The sequence below is a fragment of the Cognatishimia sp. genome (genome assembly GCF_049116455.1).
Classification (GTDB): domain Bacteria; phylum Pseudomonadota; class Alphaproteobacteria; order Rhodobacterales; family Rhodobacteraceae; genus Cognatishimia.
The window spans coordinates 210,083-229,343 of record NZ_JAGDYW010000003.1 but is presented as its reverse complement, the minus strand read 5'-3'; the positions used below and the strand labels follow the sequence as shown (position 1 = coordinate 229,343).

Here is a 19,261-nt window from a genome sequence, read left to right as displayed (position 1 = left end):
TCGCGCCAGAGGTAAGCCATCTTGGTGTTGATTTCACCCATGAAGGATGAAAATCCGTTTCGATCGCATAGTTGGGCTTAGAATTGAGGGCTGAAGAACGACCTAGCTCAACCGTTTCGGGCGGCTATCATCCTTGCCAGAGGCTTTGTCGGCTCCGGATTTAGGTTCTAGTTTGACCACATTTGGGTCTCCGTCGAGCTCATATCCAATGCTAGGCAGTAATTCGAAGAGGTCAGATTCGAGGCGTTCGATTTGTTGTTTGGCGATCCGTTCTTCGGCTTCAACGTCCTCAAGCCAGCGACGCAGCTCGTCACAGGTCTGACGCGCAGCAGCAAGGCGATCCGCCATTTTATCGGCCTCTTCCTGACGATGGGTCAGGAACTGATAGGCGCGCTCAACCTTGTCCTCAGAATAGATTTTCGCAAGGTCACGGGACTGGAAAGACATCTGCGCCGCGATATCCAAAATCTCGGGCTCAAGATCGCCAAGATCGGGATGTTCGCGCAAATGCTTCAGGCGTTCGCGCACGGAGTCAAATTCCTTGGACAGCGCGAAAACGCCTTTGCGATCAGACTGATGGCTGATTTGGTAGGCGCGTACGATATCATCCATATCAACGGAAAACTTGCGGTGCGATTTTTCAAGGCTAAGGATGCGCGCATTGGCCGGCAGGAAAACACAAAGACCAATTGCAAGCACGGTCAGACCGATTTGAACATAGAGGCCAGCGTTTTGAACGATGGTCTCACCAAGTGTCAATTCCAGCCCAAGCCAAGGCCAAATGCCGACGGCCGCCAGGGCGGACCAAAGCAGCATGGCGAGCGCCGCTGCGACCAAAGCTGTAAGTGCCAAAGACTGAACCAAACGCACTGCTGTCAGTGCGAAACCGCTGAACCCATTACTCATATCTTGTCCCCTTAGGGGGCCATGATCTCATTTGGTTAACGATTTGTTAAGTAAAAAAATGTTTACAAACAGTAATGTAGTGTGGGGGGGATTGTTTCTTAGGGGGAAACACTGACAAACAGACAAGCTAAATTCAGCTAAGATAAACATCCGGCACTATTTGTTAATGAGCGGGATGAAACTTCAGAAGAAGCACGAAGGTTAGCAACGGCAAAACAAAAATGATGAATGTTAGAGCGTCAAGTATCCAGTAGCGTAGTCCGGTTATTTTAAACGTTACGATCCAGTCGATGAGTACGAAGAAATAAAGAAACACCCAAATATAGTTTACAAGTGGTTTCGGAATTACTTGGCGACGAAAGTCCGGGAATACCAACGATAACAACAACCAGCCCGCCCAAATGCTTGCCAAGAATAACCCTGTATAAATAGTCGGATGTAACTCACCCATTTTTCTTTTCACAAAGAAGGATAGGCCCGCAAATAGAGGGGCTCCGAAGATACTCAATCCCAAAATCCAATAACCCATCAACTCCCAGCGGGTCGGAGGAATCTCAGATACTAGGAATAACGGCTCGTTCATCTCACGGCTTCAATCGGCCCTTCAGCACGGCCATGAATGAATTGATCCAAGTAGGGATCGCCGCTTTCATCCAACTGTGCGATCGGGCCCGTCCATTTGATCACCCCGTCATGCAACATAGCGACCTTGTCTGCGATGGCGCGCACAGAGGTCATGTCATGGGTGATGGTCATCGCGGTGGCGCCCATTTCGACGACGATTTCGCGGATCAGATCGTTGATAACGCCCGACATGATCGGATCAAGACCAGTCGTGGGTTCGTCAAAAAAGATGATTTCAGGCTCTGCCGCAATGGCGCGGGCAAGGCCGACGCGTTTCTGCATGCCGCCAGAGAGTTCTGACGGAAAAAGGTCGGCCACATCGGGTGTCAGGCCCACTCGGCGCAGCTTTTCGATGGCAATCTCGCGGGCTTCGGCTTTTGGTTTTTTCAAAGAGCCACGTAGTAGACGAAAGGCAACGTTTTGCCAGACGGTCAGACTGTCAAAGAGGGCGCCACCCTGAAAAAGCATGCCAAAGCGCGCCAAAAATGCGTCGCGGTCTTTGCCAATCTGGGCATGGGTGACGTCTTGCCCGTCGACAATAATCTTGCCTTGATCCGGTGTCACAAGGCCCAGAACGGATTTCAAAGTGACGGACTTCCCAGTGCCAGAGCCGCCGATAATGACCATGGACTCGCCTTTGGGGATGGTCAGATCGACGCCGCGCAGAACCTGTTTGGGGCCAAAGGACTTATGCACATTCTCAAGCGTAATCATGATGTGAAAAACACCGACGTCAGAAGGAAGTTAGCAGCCAAGATCAAAACAGCGGCGGCTTGCACCGAGGCTTTGGTGGCTTGACCCACGCCCTGCGCGCCGCGCCCTGACTGCATGCCAAAGTAGCAGCCCATGGTTGCGGCGATGCCCCCAAAGACGCAGCCCTTGACCATGGAGCTGAAAATATCAGCGAATTCAAGGAAGTTTACCGTGTTCTTAATGTAGCTTGCTGGATTGAAACCCAGTTGCTGCGTGCCCACAATGTAGCCGCCAAAGATGCCGATGATATCTCCGACGCCAACCAGTAGTGGCACCACAATAAGAGCGGCCAAGACACGTGGTGCGGTGAGGTATTTCATTGGATGGGTTGAGAGCGTCACCAGGGCGTCGATTTGCTCTGTGACTTTCATGGTGGCGATTTCGGCGGCAATCGAGCTGGTCACACGAGCCGCGATCATCAGGCCAACCAAAACGGGACCCAGCTCGCGCACCATGCCGATGGCTACAATCTGGGGCACCACAGCCTCAGCTGAGAAACGCGCGCCGCCGGCGAAGATTTGCAAGGCCAGCGCACCACCTGTGAAGAAGGCGGTCAGACCTACAACGGGCAGCGACAGCCAACCAATCTGCAAGAGCGCCGTAAGGAACTCGCGCCAGTAGAACGGTGGGCGAAAGATATGGCTGATGCCATCAAAGGCAAATAGGGACACGCGGCCAGTGACAGCTAGAAAGCCCAATACAGCACGACCGATATGGGCCAAAGGCGCCGTTAAAGCCGTCATGATGTGTAGCGCCGCATATAGCGTCCACCCAAGGACGTCAGGATTTCATAGCCAATGGTACCAGCTGCATCAGCCAGGACATCAACGGTTTGATCCTCAGTCAGAATGTCGAGCGCTTTGGGATCTTCGCCAAGGTCTGTGATGTCTACCGCGATCATATCCATCGAGATGCGACCAATGACGGCGCAGGCTGTGCTGCCGTGATAGACCGAGATATTCTCGCCCATAATGCGGGGCAGACCATCGGCGTATCCTGCCGCAATGGTGGCCACACGGCTTGGGCGGTTTGCGGTCCATGTGTTGGAATAGCCTACGGTTTCACCGGGATCGACGTCGCGGCATTGGATAACTGGAATTGAGACATGCGCAACCGGTTCCGCATCTTCAAACGGTGCGCCACCGTAAAGGCCAACGCCCGGGCGGGTCAGGTCAAAATGGTAGTCTTTGCCCAGCAGAATGCCGCCGGTCGCCGCTAGGCTGCGGGGAACATCCAAACCCTCTGTCATCTCTTTGAAAACACGCAACTGTTGGGCATTCATGGCGTGATCTGGCGCGTCAGCGCAAGACAAATGAGACATGATCAACGTCGGGTTTTGCTGCAGGGCAATGTCGCGCAAGGCAGCCCATTCGGCGGGTTCCATGCCGAGACGGTTCATACCTGTGTCCAGTTGGACGCCAAACGGGTGATTGGGCAGGCTTTCCACGTGGCGCAACATTTGATCGATGGAATTCACGATCGGCGTTAGTTGCAGATCACCGATCATATCGGTGTCGCCTGACATATGGCCTGAAAAGATATTGATTTCTGGTCCAGGTCCTAAGGCTTGGCGTACTTCGGCACCTTCCTCGGTAGCGGCGACAAAAAACTTGCGCACGCCCGCATTGGCCAAAGTCTTAGCGACGCGGGTCGCACCCAGCCCATAGCCATCAGCTTTGATCACAGCGGCGGTTTCGCAGTCGGTTTTCGCGTCGAGTGCTTGCCAATTGCGCACCAGCGCAGCGAGGTCGATTGTTAGTCTTGCAGTAGCCATGGGTGTTTGTTGAAGCCAAGGAGAAGAGAGGTCAAGTATGAAGTCACAGCGGGCCGCATTCAGGTCTTGCTGTGACGGAAATAAAGCGCAGCCAGAATGCACTCGGTCACAGCGGCCAATAGAATACCTGGGCCCGCGAAACCTCTGAAGAATTCATAGAAGCTGAGCCCTGCCAAGATCAGAAACATGGTGATCATCGCGTGTGAGATACTTCGCCGCAATTCAGATGGGGCGGCTTTGCGAATGCTCCAGCTGAGAACAACGTAGCCAAGAAAAAGGCCTGCGGCGCGTTTGGCCATGAGATCGGTTGCGTCATTCGTCGTAAGTCCGAACAGCCAGTAGATCACGGATGGGGCAAAAACCAATAGTGTCGCAAGGCAAAGAGCGAGGGCGGCCGTGAATGTCGAAAGCTGTTGGAACGTAATCTTTGACATGTCGGGAAATCCTGACCGTGGTTAGTCTGCGTTTAACTCTGCAATCGCGAGATCGATGGCCGCTCGAGCCTGCGCCTGATGTAGGGCCAAAACTGACGGGTTCAATTCCGGATAAGAGGCATCGTCATCTAGATCATCGGTGTCAAAAAGACGGTCCAGTTCTGGGCAGTAGGTTGCACGGATGTCTTCGTTGATTTCGGCGAACCCGGCCATAACATCTCGGCGGGTTTCAAGATCGTAGCAATCCCCACTTCGGATCGCGCCTTCAGGCTTAAGGCGGCTTAGGATGCGGATCAATTGACGTGTGTTGATGCCTGACTTGTCACGGTTGAGCTGCCCAAGCCCTTCGGAGACCTCTTTGCTCAGGGTCGCATTCGAAGATGGCAGATCATAGGCTTTGGCGAGTTCAACCGGCACGTGACAATGTTGAGCAAAGTCCAGTAGCACATCGCCGTCGGGGAAATGTGGGCGTTCAAAAGGGCGCACGATCAGGTTTTCACGACCAAAGACATCGGCGTAGTAATTCAGTGTAGGCAGATAGTTCAGGTTTTTGTTTTGCGACAGGTAATCCATCGGGGTTCCAGTGTAACGCCCGTTCTTAACCCGTTGTTTCCACATGGCTTCTGCGAATTTGTCTTGCCGGCGCAGATAGACCACGACCTTGGAATGGGCGCGCAGGTCCTGCGGGAAATACTTGGCAAAATAGTCTGCCATATCCGGGCGAAAGAACATTTCGGATGAGATCACGCAGGTTTTGCCACGATTGCGGCCCATCTCTTTGATCATCCGCTTGGCCATACCGGGGCCGCGCCCGTTGCGGATCATTTTGATCATAATATTATGGGCGATATTGGTGCGGCCGGTGTTGAGATAATGCACACCGGCCTCTGACAAAGACTCGGTCGAGTTCTTTAGGAAACCCTGAATGGTCGTGGTGCCCGTTTTCTGGGAGCCCACGTGGATGATTAATTTTGGTCGTTCGGAGCTTTCCGTCGAAACCATTAGAATTCTGGTTCCTGCTGCCATGGTTTGGCGAGGTTGCCAAAGCGCGTAAATCTGCTTTCAAACGACAGATCTACGGTGCCAATCGGGCCGTGACGCTGTTTGCCGATGATGACTTCGGCGCGGGCGTGCAGGCGTTCCATCTCCTCTTGCCAGGCTGCCATACGTTCCAGATCGTGCTCGCCGGGTTTTTCACGTTCTTTGTAGTATTCCTCGCGGAACACGAACATGACCACGTCGGCATCCTGTTCGATCGAACCCGATTCCCGCAGGTCAGACAGCTGTGGGCGTTTATCGTCACGGCTTTCAACCCCACGAGACAACTGGGAGAGGGCGATCACCGGGATGTTCAGCTCCTTGGCGATGGCTTTCATACCCATGGAAATTTCGCCGATTTCCTGCACCCGGTTTTCAGCGGTACCGCGGCAGAGCTGCAGGTAGTCGATGATCAAAAGATCCAGACCATGTGTTCGTTTCAGACGACGCGCACGCGCGGCAAGCTGTGCAATCGGCAGGGCCGGGGTGTCATCAATAAAGAGTGGGCAGGCTTCCAAAGACTTCGCAGCATCCACAAAGCGGCGGAACTCTTCTTCGGTCATGTCGCCAGAGCGGATCTGCTGTGACGGTACTTGAGCAGCCTCAGAGAGAATACGCGCGGCAAGCTGCTCAGAGCTCATTTCAAGTGAGTAAAACCCAACAACGCCACCTTCGACTGTGCCTTCAGTGCCATCAGGACGAATGCCCTTTTTATAGGCTTTGGCCACGTTAAAGGCGATGTTGGTCGCAAGCGAGGTTTTCCCCATCGACGGACGACCCGCAAGGATCAACAAGTCAGACGGGTGCAAACCACCAAGCTTTTTGTCCATATCAATGAGGCCGGTCGAGACACCGGCAAGACCACCGTCGCGTTGATAGGCGGCGTTCGCGGTGTTCACCGCTTCGGTAACCGCCTTAAGGAAGGATACAAAACCGCTGTCGGTCTTGCCTTGTTCCGAGAGCTTATAAAGCGCTTGTTCGGCCTGAACGATCTGTTCGCGAGGCTCTTCGGCCACATCCATGGTTTGGGCGCGGCTTGAGATTTCATTGCCAAGGCCAATCAGCTCGCGCCGGATCGCCATGTCATAGATCATCTGCGCATAGTCTTTGGCCGCATAGGCCGAGATCGCAGAGGCGGCCAGACGGGCCAGATAGGCTGGCCCGCCAAGCTCCTTGAGCCCCTCGTCATCCTCAAGGAAGGCTTTCAGCGTCACAGGGGACGCCAGGTTGTTCTTCGCAATGCGCGCATGGGCGACTTCGTAGATGCGGGCATGAACCGGATCATAGAAGTGCGAGGAATTGATCACCGATGCGACGCGATCAAAGATATCGTTATTGGTCAGAATCGCGCCCAGAAGCTGTTGTTCAGCTTCAATGGAATGCGGCATCGGATCACCGTCCTGCGCAGATGCGGCCTGTGTATTAAGCGCCTCGGGGACACCGGAGTTTATTGTCGTTAGCTCGTTCATACTGCTCCCCGGATTTTATAGCGCGGGTCTTGTTTTATCCGCGTGCCCCCACTTTGGTGGTGTGAGGTTTTGATAGCGGAATTTTGGCTGTCCTCAAATCTGGAAAGGTCCGAGGATAACCTTGGGAATTTGATGTGGATAAATCCGCGCCTTAGTGGCGCGAATTTTGCTGTCACCTAGATATAGTGGCACAGGCGGGGCCATATGCCAAATCTATCGTGAAATGAGACTTCGAATCGGCGAACCTGCGCATTTTGTGCACAGGCTTTCCACAGGCTTAATCTTGTTTATTTGCATCCTGCCAGGCGCGCGGGTCCTTTAGGAAGCTTTCAACCTCATTCAGGGTTTCGGCGTCAAAGGCCTCTTGCGCGCGCGCTTCAGCCAAGACGTCCCACCATGTGCAAAGGTAATGCAACTCGACACCGTGATCGCCCAGTGTTTTGGTCGTTTCAGGGAAGATATCGTAGTAGAAAATCACGGCTGTGTGGCCGCAGGTCGCGCCGGTCTCGCGGATCGCGTCCACGAAGGACAGCTTAGAGCCGCCATCGGTTGTCAGGTCTTCAACAAGAAGAACGCGCTGACCTTCGCTCATGTCGCCTTCAATACGCGCGTTACGGCCGTATCCCTTTGGCTTCTTGCGCACATAGGTCATGGGCAGCGCCATACGTTCCGCCACCAGCGCTGAGAACGGAATACCAGCCGTTTCGCCGCCAGCAATATTGTCAAAGGCCTCAAAGCCGGCGTTGCGCATGACTGTGACGGTCATGAAATCCATCAATGTGCTGCGGATGCGCGGGTAAGAGATCAGCTTGCGACAATCAATATAGCTTGGGCTCGGCAGACCAGAGGCCAGAATGAACGGCTCTTTGGTGTTGAAGTTAACGGCTTTGATCTCAAGCAGCATGCGCGCGGTGAGGCGGGCCATTTCTTCGGCGGTTGGGAAGCTGGTTGGGATCATAGTGTGTTCCTTTGGCGGTGTGGGCGTGGCAGCGTTGGTGAATTGAGTATTTTGAGAAAGGTGAATGGACTTAGGTCACATTCCAATAGACTGGGTAGCCGGGGTCAAAGACAGTGACCGGGCCGTCGTCGCATTCGATTTTTTCAGGAAAGACCGTTGCTGTGTCGGATTTGGTCAGTGTGATCGTGTCGCTGTTGATGGGCAGGCCATAGAAGGCAGGACCGTTTTGCGAAGCAAAGCCTTCGAGCTTATCAAGCGCACCTTCTTCTTCGAAGACATGGGCGAGCAGAGGCATGGTGTTGGTCGCGGTGAAACAACCGGCGCAGCCACAGGGCAGGAATTTGTTTTCATCCGTGTGTGGCGCTGAATCCGTGCCAAGGAAGAAGGTTTTGTCGCCAGAGGTTGCCGCTTCGCGCAGGGCGAGGCGATGGTTTTCGCGTTTCGCGACCGGTAGGCAATAATAATGCGGTTTGATGCCACCTGCGAGGATATGGTTGCGGTTGATGATCAGGTGGTGCGTGGTGATGGTGGCACCAAGGTTGTCACCGCCGGACTTGGCATAATCGACGCCATCTTTGGTGGTGATATGCTCCATGATGACGCGCAGATCTGGTGTGGCCTTGCGGATTGGATCCAGCACGCGATCAATAAAGACTGCCTCGCGATCAAAGATATCAACGTCGTGGTTGGTGACTTCACCATGCACACACAGCGGCAGGCCGATCTCAGCCATTTTTTCCAGAACCGGACGGACGTTGTCAAAGTTCTGAACACCGGAGGCTGAGTTGGTTGTCGCGCCTGCGGGGTACAGCTTCACAGCTTTCACGAGACCGGATGCATGTGCCGCGGCAACATCTTCTGGATCTGTGTCCTCAGTTAGGTAAAGAACCATCAGCGGATCAAAAGTCATCCCATCAGGTAGCGCCGCCATAATGCGCTCTTTATAAGCCGCAGCCATGGCGCCTGTGGTAACGGGTGGGACCAAGTTTGGCATGATGATCGCACGGGCGAAATGGCGGGCGGTCTCTGGCAGAACGGCTTTCAGCATTGCGCCATCGCGCAGGTGAAGGTGCCAATCGTCGGGGCGGGCAATCGTCAGGCTTTGGGTCATAACAGCCGATTACACCGGTTGGCGCATCGGTGCTAGAGGCTTTGCAGCGTCTTTTAAAGAAAAAGCCCGCCGAGTTGGGCGGGCTTTGTATGGATTTGATTGGGTGGTCAAAAAACGCCCTGACAGACAATCATGATCACACCGGCGAGCACGACAAATATTCCGTCAATGACGATGGCTGCCGTCGATTTCTGAGAAAAGGTATCCTGTGCCATGACCATGACAGCGGTGGCCAGAATGGCGGCGATGGCGGTGAAAAGCGCGTTGGTTTTCGCCGTCATGACTATGACCAATGCCAAGAGGAATAGCCCAGCAACTTGCAAGCCCATCGCCATCATCGGCATTTTTTCCGGTGGCTCACTGCTGATCCGCGAGCCTTCGGCCCATGTGATGCGGATTGGCTTCACGCTGTAGTAAATCCAGCCTGCAATGAAGGCCACGACAGTGCCGACCAATACTGCTGTTAGGTTGAGTGCTTCACTTTCCATGATTGTCCTTCCGGTTTCAGATTAAGCCGTTAAAGCGCTGTCCAAGGTCGCTAGGATCTGTGTCCATCCGCCCTGGTGATTGTCGCGCGTTTCTTCATCGTAGAACGTGACATGGGTGAGGCGGATATGACTGCCTTCGCCTTCGGGGCGGATGTCGAGTGTGACTTCGCTTTCTGCAGGGGAAAAGGCGCTTTCCCAGGTAAAGATGATCTGGCTGTGCGGGGCGATCTTTTTATAGGTGCCCTTGTGAGGGATCTCCTGATCACCGGCTTTCATGATGATTTCATAGGTGCCGCCTTCTTGGGCATCAGTGGTGCAGCGGGCTTCATCCATGTCAGGCCCCGGGCGCATGAACTTTCCAAGCAGCGCAGGGTTCAGCCAGGCATTGAACACCTTCTCAGGTGTCGCCGCGATTACGCGATCGACTGATAGGCTTAGGTCGGTTCTGATGTCAGTTGTCGTCATTGGCAGTCTCCATTGTCAAAATATCGTCCAGCGCCTCAAGGCGCATGGCCCAGATCGAACGCAACTCAGCAAACCACATGTCGATGAGGCGCAGGGGCTCCATCTGCACTTCGATGATGTGCTCGCGCCATTCGGTGCGGCGCACCACAAGCCCAGCCTTCTCCAGCACTTTGATGTGTTTGGAGACAGAGTTGAGGCTCATGTCAAAATGCGTGGCCAGGGCAGTCACACGGCTGGGTCCGTGCTGAGCGAGCAGCGTCAGCAGGGCGCGGCGCGTGGGATCGCTTGCGGCCTTCATGATCTCTGTGAGTTGGGTTTGATCCATTCGTTCAACCATATGGGTGAATAACATGATGACTTAAGTCAGTCAACCTTTTGGGTGAATGATATGTCTCATCACATTAATTGACTTGAGTGGTGCGAAGAATGCGCAGAAGGTCAGAGGGGTCGTAACGAAGGAGATGACAGCCAATGCACACAGGCGGATGTGAATGCGGGTCGGTTCGATTTGAAGTGAAAAACCTAAGGGATACGGTGACGGGCTGCCATTGTGGCCAATGCCGACGGGTTAGCGGCCATTTTTGGGCCTCCACCATGGCAAACAAAGAAGATTACCGGTTCCTTAAAGACGACGGGCTAACCTGGTTTAAGTCGTCAGACTGGGCGGAACGCGGGTTCTGTGCCAATTGCGGCTCAAGTCTGTTTTACCGCATGTTTGACGAAAACCACATGTCCGTTGGGGCAGGGTGTCTTGATGATGCCAGTGGATTTACGATGGGCCGGCATATCTTTGTGAAAGACAAAGGAGATTATTATGACATTGCCGATGATGCGCCGCAGATTCAGAAATACTGAATTGCGGTAATTCTTAAGCCATTCTTTTTTGAATTTAACTGGGGCAAGTCGTGCTCCGAAGCGTTTGTTCGCGCCTGGTAGCATCGAGGTCATTCTTCAAGCTTATTGGTGGAAAATTGGGCGCGGCGGGCAGGCATACCTATGCAGTCGGTTCAAAACCCGTTTGGACACCATCGATTGTTACGCAGCGTAAAAATTTCCGACAAGATTAAATTGCTTGCCGCATAAAAAGAACGCCGCAAAGGTAATCTTTGTTAAGCAGAATTTACAGCATCGACTGTCGCCAGTTCTGCCAAACTTTAGATGACCACCGGTACATTCCTGACGCTGTAGCAAAAGGATCACCCCATAATTAGGTAGTTAGAACATGAGCTTGCTGTCGAAATCTCGTCGTCTACGGGAAACGCCATTTACGCCAGGAGTGAAGCGCAATGGTGTGAAAGCGTATACTGTCTACAACCGGATGTTGCTGCCAACGGTTTTTGAAAGTGTAGAAGCCGATTACCACCATCTGAAAAATCATGTGCAGGTCTGGGATGTTTCCTGTGAGCGGCAGGTGGAATTGTGGGGACCGGATGCCTCAAAGTTAATGAAGCGTTTGACGCCTCGAAACTTGGATAAAATGCAGGATGACCAGTGCTATTATGTTCCGGTCGTCGATGAAAACGGCGGGATGTTGAATGATCCCGTGGCCATTAAACATAGTGACGATCGTTGGTGGATTTCGATTGCGGATAGTGATCTTCTGTTCTGGGTCAAAGGATTGGCCATTGGCGCAGGTTTGAATGTTCGCGTGATTGAGCCTGATGTTTACCCGCTTGCGGTTCAGGGTCCAAAAGCTGACGATCTTATGGCGCGTGTTTTCGGTGATGAAGTTCGAAGCATTGGATTTTTCAGATATAAATGGATGCGATTTAAGGACACCAAATTCATTGTCGCCCGATCAGGTTATTCCAAGCAAGGTGGCTATGAAATTTACGTGGAGAATGAAATTTACGCGATGCCGCTTTGGGATGCATTGTTTGATGCCGGCGCTGATCTGAACGTAAGGGCAGGCTGCCCAAATCTGATCGAACGCGTAGAGGGTGGATTGTTAAGCTACGGAAACGACATGACCATGGCAAATACACCGCTGGAATGTGACCTGGGTCGCTTTTGTAAACCTGCTGAAAACAATGATTTCATTGGGCGCGAAATCTTAGAACAAGAGATCGCTAACGGCCCTTCACGTGAAGTTCGACCGATTACCATTAGTGGAGACGCCGTGACGCCACCGACAGCCCCATGGCCGCTGTTTAAAGAGGGCAAGCAAGTCGGCTCTGTAACATCCGCGGCTTGGTCGCCAGATTTTCAGGAAAACATTGCGATTGGAATGGTGGAAACGGGCAGTTGGGATGCTGGAACCATTCTTGACATCGATACATCAAATGGCCCCCGACAGGCAGAGGTAAAAGCTGAATTTTGGAGCAAGTGAGGTAAAGCACTGTCCTTATTCAAATTGAGAAAACAAAAAACCCGGCGCTGAGGCCGGGTTTTTCAAATTTAATACCGTTGGCTTACTTCGGCAGCGGACCGATCAACATGATCATCTGACGGCCTTCCATTTTTGGCCAGTTTTCGACCTTGCCGAGCTCTTTGGTGTCTTCTGCGACACGCTCAAGCAGCTCGCGACCCAAGTTCTGGTGGGCCATTTCGCGGCCACGGAAACGAAGCGTCACTTTGACCTTGTCGCCTTTTTCCAGGAACTTCACCACGTTGCGCATTTTTACGCCGTAGTCGTGGGTGTCGGTGTTTGGGCGGAACTTAACTTCTTTCACCTGAATGGTGGTTTGTTTTTTCCGTGCCTCGGATTCGCGTTTCTGCTGTTCGTATTTGAACTTACCATAGTCCATGATTTTGCAGACAGGCGGGTTGGCGTTTGGCGAGATTTCAACCAGATCCAATTCAGCATCACGCGCCATTTGCATGGCTTTCGCGGGATGGATAACGCCGACATTTTCACCCTCAGCGCCAATCAGGCGGATTTCAGGTGCGCGAATGCGGTCGTTGATACGTGGGCCAGTGTCGCGCTGTGGGGGCGCATTGTGCGGTCTGCGGGCTATGGTTTTCTTCCTTCAATAATTAGCAGATTTGGTCATGCAAACTATATGCGAGACCTTGCCGATACAAGCGGTTAATCAGCGGTTTTGCGCTAAAAGGCAAGTCTTTCCCCCTTGTTGTCCCGCGCTGCGCGGTTCATTTGATGCGTGTAGAAATTAGGCCACCCGAGTCGGTGGCGATAAGGATATGGGAGAACGTCCATGAAAAATTTGATTTGGATCGTTATTGCAGCAGGTCTTGCTGTCGCGGGTTACGTCTTCTTCGGAAAAGGCGATCAAAAAGACGCGATGGAAGAGGCCGCACCAGCTGCTGCCATCGAAGCGCCTGCTGAAGTTGCAGAAGAAGCTGCTGAAGAAACAGCCGACACCGTGACTGGTGCGTTGGAAGGCCTGGCTGAAAAAGCTGAGGACGCTGTTGAAGGCGCAATGGAAGAGGCCAAAGAAAAGGCCGAAGATGCTGTTGAAGCCGTTAAAGAAGAAGCAGCGGAAGCTGTGACCGAAGCGGTTGAAGGTGCCACAGAGGCCGTTGAAGGCGCTGGCGAAATGGCAAAAGACGTAGCTGAAGGCGCAACAGAAATGGCGGATGATGCCGTAGATGCTGCAACTGAAACTGCTTCAGACGCCACTGAGGCCGCTACTGAAATGGCGAGCGATGCTGCTGACGCAACGACTGAGGCTGCAGGCGAAGCGACCGAAGCAGCGACTGAAATGGCCACCGATACAGCTGAAACTGCAGCAGAGGCCACAAGTGACGCTGTTGAAGCAACAACCGAAGCTGTGACCGAGACAGTGACTGAAACCGCTGAAACCACAACTGAGGTCGCAACTGAAGCAGCAACAGAAACAGCCGTGGAAGCAACAGAAGCCGCCGTTGATGCAGGCATGTCCGCAACTGATCTGCTGAACCCAGCAAACTTCAGCATGGACAAAGTGGCTGAGCTGATCGATGGATCTGATCTGGATGGTCTGCAGAAAGTGGCCCTGACCAAAGCCGTAGAAGCCGCTCAGGACAATCCTGAATTGCTGGCAGCTGCGCTGGAAAAAGTGAAGGCAGCGATGGGGCTTTAAGCCTCACTGCCAAAACATCAAAGACCGCGGTTTCCAACAGAGGCCGCGGTTTTTTTATGCCAAATTCGCTGCATTCATTGGCTAAATGCAACATTTCCTCCTGTTTGACGCCTAAATTCTGCCTGAAATGTCGGCTATTTGAAGCGTTGAATGAGGGCCAACAATCAGTTGGAAGGTGTAGATCATGCCCGTTGAAACCGTTTATGCGCTTGGTGAAAGCAACATCACTGTATCTGGTGGCGAACAGCTGTCTGGGATTTCTCAAGGTGATGGTTCACACCTCATGGGCCATACGATCACCATGAATAGCAATGATTGGGAAGCTATCGATATCAATGATTCTGAAGCCTTTTTTCAAGATTCAGATAACTCTCAGAGCCTGGCTGGGGATCAGGCGTTTGATGGTGAGGCCTATACGGGAGGTCGTCGTGTCGAAGCTGAATATCGCCTCGTTTTGCAAGATCCAGATGGCAACACTTATGAGGTGTTGGGATTCAACATCAATGAACCCGGCGTGACCAGCTATTCCACTGTCGAAGGCTTGGCTTTCGTAGGGGGTGTTGGAGGCTTTCCGCCCATTGGTGTGCCTCTGACTGTAATCTCAACGCATGAAGGCCCATCAGAACGTTATGATGATCTGGCAACACCACCATGTTTTACCACAGGCTGCATGATCGATACGCCGGATGGTCCGCGCGCGATTGAAACACTAAAGGCTGGCGATTTGATTGTGACACGTGATCATGGGGCGCAGCCGATCAAATGGATCGGCGTGACCCATCTGCCAAAGGCCGCGCTGGAAAAGAACCCGAAACTGCGCCCAGTACGCATTGTGTCAGGTGCTTTGGGGCAGGGACTGCCTAGCCGCGATTTAACCGTGTCACGTCAACACCGCTTTATGGTGGCATCCCCAATTGTCGAGCGCATGTTTGAACGCGACGCTGTTTTGACGGCTGCGCATAGCCTCTGTGTTTTGCCGGGGATCGATGAGGTCGAAGATGTGACCTCTGTCACCTATTACCACATGCTGTTTGAACATCATGAAATCGTCTTTGCTGAAGGGGCGCCGACAGAAAGCCTCTATGTGGGGCCAGAAACCGTACGCTCTATTCCGAAAGCCGCATTGGAAGAGATTTACACGCTTTTCCCGAAGCTTAAATCGCCCGAGCATGCAGCAACGTCAGCCTTGCTGATGTTGGACGGAAAGAAAACCAAACCTTTGATGGCCCGGCATATGAAAAATGGAAAGCCGGTTTTGGAAAGTTACACAACGCATTGATATTGAGTTGAAATATTGTCTATCAACTGAAAAAGCCGCCCAGAGAACTGAGCGGCTTTTCTTATTCTGAGTTTCCTCGAACCTTAATCCAAGAAGGCTTTCTCAACCACGTAGTGCGCAGGCTTAGAGTTTGCGCCTTCTTCCAGACCATATTCGTTTTCAAAGAGGTCTTTTAGTTCCAGGTTAAACGCCAGGTTGCCGCAGATCATCGCGCGGTCTGTGTCTGGGTTCAGAGGTTCAACACCCAAGTCTTTGAACGCTTCGCCAGAGCGCATCAGGTCAGTGATACGGCCCATCTTTGGGCTCTCTTCGCGTGTGGTGGTTGGGTAGTATTTGATCTTCTTCCAGAAGCCTTCGCCGATCACTTCGTTCAGTAGCTCGTCGTGCTTCAGGCTTTCAATCAGCTCAGCACCGTACACCAGTTCTCCGGCTTCGCGGCAGGTGTGCGTGATGACGATCTCGTCGAATTTTTCGTAGGTTTCTGGCTCACGCAGCAGGGATGCGAAAGGTGCAAAACCTGTACCAGTTGCAAAGAACCAGATGCGTTTGCCCGGAACCAATGCATCATGCACCAAAGTCCCAACAGGTTTTGGACGCAAGATGATCTCATCACCTTTTTTGATATGCTGAAGCTTAGATGTCAGCGGGCCGTCCTGCACTTTGATAGAGTAGAACTCCATTTCTTCGTCCCAAGATGGGGAGGCGATAGAATAGGCGCGCAGCAGAGGTTTCTGCTTGCCGGTCTCTGGATGCGGATCCCCCATCAGGCCGATCATGACGAATTCGCCAGAGCGGAAACGCAGGGACGCTGGACGTGTGCATTTGAAAGAGAACAGGCGATCTGTCCAATGTTTCACTACGGTCACGGTCTGCGCGTCAGGCAGGACGGGTTTTTTTGCTTCTACAGCGGTTGATTCAGTCACTTTGGTCAGCTCGTTCATCGTGCAAATGGGCGGAATAATCCGCCCTCCATCTATCAGTTTCTATGGGGTTTGACAGGTCCAATCTGGGTATAGCTGACATGTCCAGTTTGCACATGTCGGCCTCAGACTGGGCGTGTCAGCTTGTTACTTTGGCGCGCAGACGGTTTTGATAGTCATGCGCTTTCCAGTCCGCGCGGAACTGCCATTGGTCTTCTGGCTGGCGTGCTGCTAGCTCGTCGGAAATTTCGATTTCGTCAAAGCCAGAGCGGCGGGCCATGGCGTATTGGTCAGCCAGAACGTGGCCCTTAGCACGAAGGCGGCCTTTGAAACCCATCAAACGCAGCTGGCGTGCAATCGTGAAACCACGGCCATCCGCCGCACCTGGGAAGTCAATGCGAATGAAATCCACATTGGTAATCACATTGCCAAGGGTTTCTGGAAATACATCAGATGCAAGGTCCAATGCTTTGATATCATTCGCAGCTTCGTTGTCAGTAGAAAGCGCTACGAAGCCTTCGGTCCAGTCATCGGCAGCAAAGCCGTTATCGGTGATGATCACAGTCATGCGTTTACTCCTTTGCGCACCATTTTACCGTTTTCAAAATGGATGCCGCATTCGGTTTTATCTTGTCCGCGCCAACGGCCGGAGCGTGGGTCTTCACCCGGTTTCACAGGGCTGGTGCAAGGCGCACAGCCAATCGATGGGTAGCCTTTGGCCACCAGTGGGTGACGTGGCAGGTTGTTTTCTTCCATGTAGGACTTCACGTCCTCAGGAGCCCAATGGGCCAGCGGGTTCACTTTGATGCGGCCTGTGAAGTCTTCGACTTCAAAGAACTCAAGTGCTGCGCGTGTGCCCGCTTGAAAGCGTTTGCGACCGGTGATCCAGCCATCGTATCCGCGCAGGGCTTTTTGCAAAGGACGCGTCTTGCGCAAAGAACAGCAAGCATCAGTGTCGCGCTGGTGCAGAGTGCCATCTGGGTCTTCGACCTCAAGTGAAACCTGACTTGCGCGAATGATCTGCAGGTTTTGCAGGTTCAGACGTTCCGCCACTTCGATCTGATATTCCAGCGTTTCGGTGAACAACATTTCTGTGTCCACAAACAGCACTGGAATGGTGCGATCTACCATGGCCGCAAGGTGCAAAAGCGCAACGCTTTCCGCCCCAAAGGAGCTAACCATGGTGAGCTTGCCCACGTCTTCGTCTTTCAACGCGCGTTCCAGCACGGCTGTCGCCGAGTGGTGCTTGTAACGTGCATTCAGCTGCGCCACCTTTTCCTTTAGCGGGTCAGCCGAAGCGTCCCCACCAAAGGATAAAGGCGAGACCGCCGATTGGTTTATGTCCTGATCATGCGGCATTGGCTTGTTTCTCAGGGTAAATATAGCCTTTGAACGCTTCTAGGCCGACACGACGGTAGGTCTCGATGAAGGTTTCCTCAGAGCTGTCACGCAGTTCCAAATAGCCTTCGATGATGCGTTCAATCGCTGGAACGATCTCGTCATAGGCAAAGCCCGGACCAACACGTTGACCAACAGCGGCTGTCGCAGTTGCATCACCTCCCAGAGTGATCTGGTAGTTTTCAACGCCTGCACGGTCGAGACCCAGAATGCCGATGTGACCCACGTGGTGGTGACCACATGCGTTGATGCAGCCAGAGATCTTGATCTGAACGTGACCGATGTCATGCTCGATTTTCAGCTCGTCAAAACGAGACGCGATTTGCTCTGCCACTGGGATAGAGCGCGCGGTTGCCAGCGCACAGTAGTCCATGCCCGGGCATGCGATGATGTCAGAGATCAGACCAATGTTTGCGGTGTGCAGCTCTGCTTCTTTCAGCGCGGCGTAGATATCTGGCAGGTCCGCTTTGTGAACATGCGGCAGGATCACGTTTTGCTCGTGGCTGATGCGCAGTTCATTGTGCGCATAGTTGCGTGCAATATCCGCCATCACACGCATCTGCGCAGCAGAAGCGTCACCCGGTGTCGCGCCGTGTTTCTTCAGCGAGATGGTGACAATCGCGTAATCGTCCTGCTTGTGTGCGGCGAGGTTGGTATCAACCCAGCTGCGGAACAGTGGGTCCGCGTTGTACGCTGCTTCATAAGCATCTGTCGGTGCGCTGCGGAACTGAGGCGCAGCAAAATGCGCCTCGATTTCTTTCAGCAGCTCAACGTCAAAGCCTTCAAACGTCGGGCGGATCAGCGCAAAACGCTCTTCCACGCGGCGTTGTATTTCTTCGATACCGTGCTCGTGCACAGTAATCTTGATACGCGCTTTGTATTTGTTGTCGCGGCGACCCAGCAGGTTCCAGACAGAGACTGTCGCTTCAAGGTAGGAGAGCAGGTCTTCCTGTTTTACGAAGTCTTTCAGAATCTTACCGATCATCGGTGTCCGGCCAAGGCCGCCACCCACAACGATCTGATAGCCGATCTCACCCGCATCGTTCTTTACGATGTAGAGGCCAATGTCGTGTGCTTTGATCACCGCACGGTCGTTTTCAATCGCGCCGGAGACAGCGATTTTGAATTTACGTGGCAGCGCCTGGAATTCCGGATGATCTGTGGACCACTGGCGGATCAATTCAGCCACTGGACGTGGGTCAGCCACTTCATCCGCAGCCGCACCAGAGAAATGGTCAGCAGTCACGTTCCGGATGGTGTTCCCGGATGTCTGGATGGCGTGCATATTCACCTTCGCCAGCTCGTCCAGCATATCAGGCACATCGTTCAGTTTTGGCCAGTTGTATTGGATGTTCTGACGTGTGGTGAAGTGGCCATAGCCCTTGTCCCACTTTTCAGCCAGCACAGCCAATGTGTCCATCTGATCAGAGGACAGGGTTCCGTAGGGAATGGCGACGCGCAGCATGTATGCGTGCAGCTGCAGGTAAAGGCCGTTCATCAGGCGCAGTGGACGGAATTCGTCTTCTGTCAGGGAGCCGTCGATGCGGCGTTCTACCTGTGCGCGGAACTGGCGGTTGCGTTCTGCGAGAAAGGCGCTGTCAAAGTCGTTGTACTGATACATG

General features: G+C 53.1%; 22 protein-coding genes. 4 read left to right on the top strand and 18 right to left on the bottom strand.

The window, feature by feature from the left end:
* Positions 1-102: 102 nt before the first annotated feature.
* The 13 genes from JXQ85_RS05990 to JXQ85_RS05930 all read right to left on the bottom strand — a co-directional run bounded on the left by JXQ85_RS05990 (position 103) and on the right by JXQ85_RS05930 (position 10,345).
* On the bottom strand, positions 103-906 hold the full coding sequence (locus JXQ85_RS05990; RefSeq protein WP_421747974.1) for a DNA repair protein: 804 nt from the start codon (positions 904-906) through the stop codon (positions 103-105).
* Positions 907-1,069: 163 nt separating this feature from the next.
* Positions 1,070-1,489: a hypothetical protein gene (locus tag JXQ85_RS05985; protein WP_421747973.1), complete on the bottom strand. Its 420-nt coding sequence runs from the start codon at positions 1,487-1,489 to the stop codon at positions 1,070-1,072.
* Positions 1,486-2,244, bottom strand: a complete 759-nt coding sequence (locus tag JXQ85_RS05980; protein ID WP_421747972.1) for an ABC transporter ATP-binding protein — start codon at positions 2,242-2,244, stop codon at positions 1,486-1,488. Before JXQ85_RS05980 ends, JXQ85_RS05985 begins: the two co-directional genes overlap by 4 nt.
* Positions 2,241-3,026 carry an MlaE family ABC transporter permease gene (locus JXQ85_RS05975; protein WP_421747971.1) on the bottom strand — a complete coding sequence of 262 codons (786 nt, stop codon included), beginning with the start codon at positions 3,024-3,026 and terminating at the stop codon, positions 2,241-2,243. The genes JXQ85_RS05980 and JXQ85_RS05975 overlap by 4 nt, the downstream gene beginning before the upstream one ends.
* Complete coding sequence (alr, locus tag JXQ85_RS05970; protein ID WP_421747970.1) at positions 3,023-4,057, bottom strand: alanine racemase; 1,035 nt, start codon at positions 4,055-4,057, stop codon at positions 3,023-3,025. The genes JXQ85_RS05975 and alr overlap by 4 nt, the downstream gene beginning before the upstream one ends.
* Before the next feature lie 59 nt (positions 4,058-4,116).
* The gene (locus JXQ85_RS05965) at positions 4,117-4,491 is read right to left on the bottom strand and encodes a hypothetical protein (protein WP_421747969.1); all 375 of its coding nucleotides are present in this window, start codon (positions 4,489-4,491) and stop codon (positions 4,117-4,119) included.
* 21 nt (positions 4,492-4,512) lie between these two features.
* Positions 4,513-5,493 (bottom strand): hypothetical protein, encoded by a 981-nt coding sequence (locus JXQ85_RS05960; RefSeq protein ID WP_421747968.1) that lies wholly within the window; start codon positions 5,491-5,493, stop codon positions 4,513-4,515.
* Complete coding sequence (locus JXQ85_RS05955) at positions 5,493-6,998, bottom strand: replicative DNA helicase (protein WP_421747967.1); 1,506 nt, start codon at positions 6,996-6,998, stop codon at positions 5,493-5,495. Before JXQ85_RS05955 ends, JXQ85_RS05960 begins: the two co-directional genes overlap by 1 nt.
* A 277-nt stretch (positions 6,999-7,275) precedes the next feature.
* On the bottom strand, positions 7,276-7,956 hold the full coding sequence (locus JXQ85_RS05950; RefSeq protein WP_421747966.1) for an orotate phosphoribosyltransferase: 681 nt from the start codon (positions 7,954-7,956) through the stop codon (positions 7,276-7,278).
* Between the two features lie 70 nt (positions 7,957-8,026).
* Positions 8,027-9,067, bottom strand: coding sequence for a dihydroorotase (gene pyrC, locus JXQ85_RS05945; protein WP_421747965.1), 1,041 nt, complete (start codon positions 9,065-9,067; stop codon positions 8,027-8,029).
* Positions 9,068-9,174: 107 nt separating this feature from the next.
* Complete coding sequence (locus tag JXQ85_RS05940) at positions 9,175-9,555, bottom strand: DUF1761 family protein (protein WP_421747964.1); 381 nt, start codon at positions 9,553-9,555, stop codon at positions 9,175-9,177.
* A 21-nt stretch (positions 9,556-9,576) separates the two neighbouring features.
* Positions 9,577-10,020 (bottom strand): SRPBCC family protein, encoded by a 444-nt coding sequence (locus tag JXQ85_RS05935; RefSeq protein ID WP_421747963.1) that lies wholly within the window; start codon positions 10,018-10,020, stop codon positions 9,577-9,579.
* Positions 10,007-10,345 carry an ArsR/SmtB family transcription factor gene (locus JXQ85_RS05930; RefSeq protein ID WP_421747962.1) on the bottom strand — a complete coding sequence of 113 codons (339 nt, stop codon included), beginning with the start codon at positions 10,343-10,345 and terminating at the stop codon, positions 10,007-10,009. The genes JXQ85_RS05935 and JXQ85_RS05930 overlap by 14 nt, the downstream gene beginning before the upstream one ends.
* Before the next feature lie 146 nt (positions 10,346-10,491).
* Between JXQ85_RS05930 and JXQ85_RS05925 the strand changes: the two genes are divergently transcribed.
* Both JXQ85_RS05925 and JXQ85_RS05920 read left to right on the top strand, forming a co-directional pair.
* Entirely contained in the window at positions 10,492-10,875 is a 384-nt protein-coding gene (locus JXQ85_RS05925) for a GFA family protein (protein WP_421747961.1), read from the top strand.
* Between the two features lie 367 nt (positions 10,876-11,242).
* The gene (locus JXQ85_RS05920) at positions 11,243-12,349 is read left to right on the top strand and encodes a dimethylsulfoniopropionate demethylase (protein WP_421747960.1); all 1,107 of its coding nucleotides are present in this window, start codon (positions 11,243-11,245) and stop codon (positions 12,347-12,349) included.
* 82 nt (positions 12,350-12,431) lie between these two features.
* Here JXQ85_RS05920 and infC read toward each other — a convergent pair whose 3' ends face one another.
* Entirely contained in the window at positions 12,432-12,977 is a 546-nt protein-coding gene (infC, locus tag JXQ85_RS05915) for a translation initiation factor IF-3 (protein ID WP_421749034.1), read from the bottom strand.
* A 198-nt stretch (positions 12,978-13,175) separates the two neighbouring features.
* On the opposite strand from infC, the gene JXQ85_RS05910 reads away from it, so the two are divergent.
* Together JXQ85_RS05910 and JXQ85_RS05905 are read left to right on the top strand one after the other, a co-directional pair.
* Positions 13,176-14,042, top strand: coding sequence for a translation initiation factor 3 (locus JXQ85_RS05910; protein ID WP_421747959.1), 867 nt, complete (start codon positions 13,176-13,178; stop codon positions 14,040-14,042).
* 184 nt (positions 14,043-14,226) lie between these two features.
* Positions 14,227-15,321, top strand: coding sequence for a Hint domain-containing protein (locus JXQ85_RS05905; protein WP_421747958.1), 1,095 nt, complete (start codon positions 14,227-14,229; stop codon positions 15,319-15,321).
* An 83-nt stretch (positions 15,322-15,404) separates the two neighbouring features.
* Here JXQ85_RS05905 and JXQ85_RS05900 read toward each other — a convergent pair whose 3' ends face one another.
* The 4 genes from JXQ85_RS05900 to JXQ85_RS05885 all read right to left on the bottom strand — a co-directional run bounded on the left by JXQ85_RS05900 (position 15,405) and on the right by JXQ85_RS05885 (position 19,260).
* A complete protein-coding gene (locus tag JXQ85_RS05900; protein WP_421747957.1) occupies positions 15,405-16,262 on the bottom strand; it encodes a ferredoxin--NADP reductase in 858 nt (285 codons plus the stop codon).
* Positions 16,263-16,380: 118 nt separating this feature from the next.
* Complete coding sequence (locus tag JXQ85_RS05895; RefSeq protein ID WP_421747956.1) at positions 16,381-16,809, bottom strand: DUF934 domain-containing protein; 429 nt, start codon at positions 16,807-16,809, stop codon at positions 16,381-16,383.
* A complete protein-coding gene (locus JXQ85_RS05890) occupies positions 16,806-17,600 on the bottom strand; it encodes a phosphoadenylyl-sulfate reductase (RefSeq protein ID WP_421747955.1) in 795 nt (264 codons plus the stop codon). Before JXQ85_RS05890 ends, JXQ85_RS05895 begins: the two co-directional genes overlap by 4 nt.
* On the bottom strand, positions 17,590-19,260 hold the full coding sequence (locus JXQ85_RS05885; protein ID WP_421747954.1) for a nitrite/sulfite reductase: 1,671 nt from the start codon (positions 19,258-19,260) through the stop codon (positions 17,590-17,592). Before JXQ85_RS05885 ends, JXQ85_RS05890 begins: the two co-directional genes overlap by 11 nt.
* Position 19,261: the final 1 nt, after the last annotated feature.

Excerpts from the sequence above, each read along its gene's own strand:
- JXQ85_RS05990 (WP_421747974.1), bottom strand. The coding sequence starts at position 906 with ATGAGTAATGGGTTCAGCGGTTTCGCACTGACAGCAGTGCGTTTGGTT.
- JXQ85_RS05985 (WP_421747973.1), bottom strand. The coding sequence starts at position 1,489 with ATGAACGAGCCGTTATTCCTAGTATCTGAGATTCCTCCGACCCGCTGG.
- JXQ85_RS05980 (WP_421747972.1), bottom strand. The coding sequence starts at position 2,244 with ATGATTACGCTTGAGAATGTGCATAAGTCCTTTGGCCCCAAACAGGTT.
- JXQ85_RS05975 (WP_421747971.1), bottom strand. The coding sequence starts at position 3,026 with ATGACGGCTTTAACGGCGCCTTTGGCCCATATCGGTCGTGCTGTATTG.
- alr (WP_421747970.1), bottom strand. The coding sequence starts at position 4,057 with ATGGCTACTGCAAGACTAACAATCGACCTCGCTGCGCTGGTGCGCAAT.
- JXQ85_RS05965 (WP_421747969.1), bottom strand. The coding sequence starts at position 4,491 with ATGTCAAAGATTACGTTCCAACAGCTTTCGACATTCACGGCCGCCCTC.
- JXQ85_RS05960 (WP_421747968.1), bottom strand. The coding sequence starts at position 5,493 with ATGGTTTCGACGGAAAGCTCCGAACGACCAAAATTAATCATCCACGTG.
- JXQ85_RS05955 (WP_421747967.1), bottom strand. The coding sequence starts at position 6,998 with ATGAACGAGCTAACGACAATAAACTCCGGTGTCCCCGAGGCGCTTAAT.
- JXQ85_RS05950 (WP_421747966.1), bottom strand. The coding sequence starts at position 7,956 with ATGATCCCAACCAGCTTCCCAACCGCCGAAGAAATGGCCCGCCTCACC.
- pyrC (WP_421747965.1), bottom strand. The coding sequence starts at position 9,067 with ATGACCCAAAGCCTGACGATTGCCCGCCCCGACGATTGGCACCTTCAC.
- JXQ85_RS05940 (WP_421747964.1), bottom strand. The coding sequence starts at position 9,555 with ATGGAAAGTGAAGCACTCAACCTAACAGCAGTATTGGTCGGCACTGTC.
- JXQ85_RS05935 (WP_421747963.1), bottom strand. The coding sequence starts at position 10,020 with ATGACGACAACTGACATCAGAACCGACCTAAGCCTATCAGTCGATCGC.
- JXQ85_RS05930 (WP_421747962.1), bottom strand. The coding sequence starts at position 10,345 with ATGGATCAAACCCAACTCACAGAGATCATGAAGGCCGCAAGCGATCCC.
- JXQ85_RS05925 (WP_421747961.1), top strand. The coding sequence starts at position 10,492 with ATGCACACAGGCGGATGTGAATGCGGGTCGGTTCGATTTGAAGTGAAA.
- JXQ85_RS05920 (WP_421747960.1), top strand. The coding sequence starts at position 11,243 with ATGAGCTTGCTGTCGAAATCTCGTCGTCTACGGGAAACGCCATTTACG.
- JXQ85_RS05910 (WP_421747959.1), top strand. The coding sequence starts at position 13,176 with ATGAAAAATTTGATTTGGATCGTTATTGCAGCAGGTCTTGCTGTCGCG.
- JXQ85_RS05905 (WP_421747958.1), top strand. The coding sequence starts at position 14,227 with ATGCCCGTTGAAACCGTTTATGCGCTTGGTGAAAGCAACATCACTGTA.
- JXQ85_RS05900 (WP_421747957.1), bottom strand. The coding sequence starts at position 16,262 with ATGAACGAGCTGACCAAAGTGACTGAATCAACCGCTGTAGAAGCAAAA.
- JXQ85_RS05895 (WP_421747956.1), bottom strand. The coding sequence starts at position 16,809 with ATGACTGTGATCATCACCGATAACGGCTTTGCTGCCGATGACTGGACC.
- JXQ85_RS05890 (WP_421747955.1), bottom strand. The coding sequence starts at position 17,600 with ATGCCGCATGATCAGGACATAAACCAATCGGCGGTCTCGCCTTTATCC.
- JXQ85_RS05885 (WP_421747954.1), bottom strand. The coding sequence starts at position 19,260 with ATGTATCAGTACAACGACTTTGACAGCGCCTTTCTCGCAGAACGCAAC.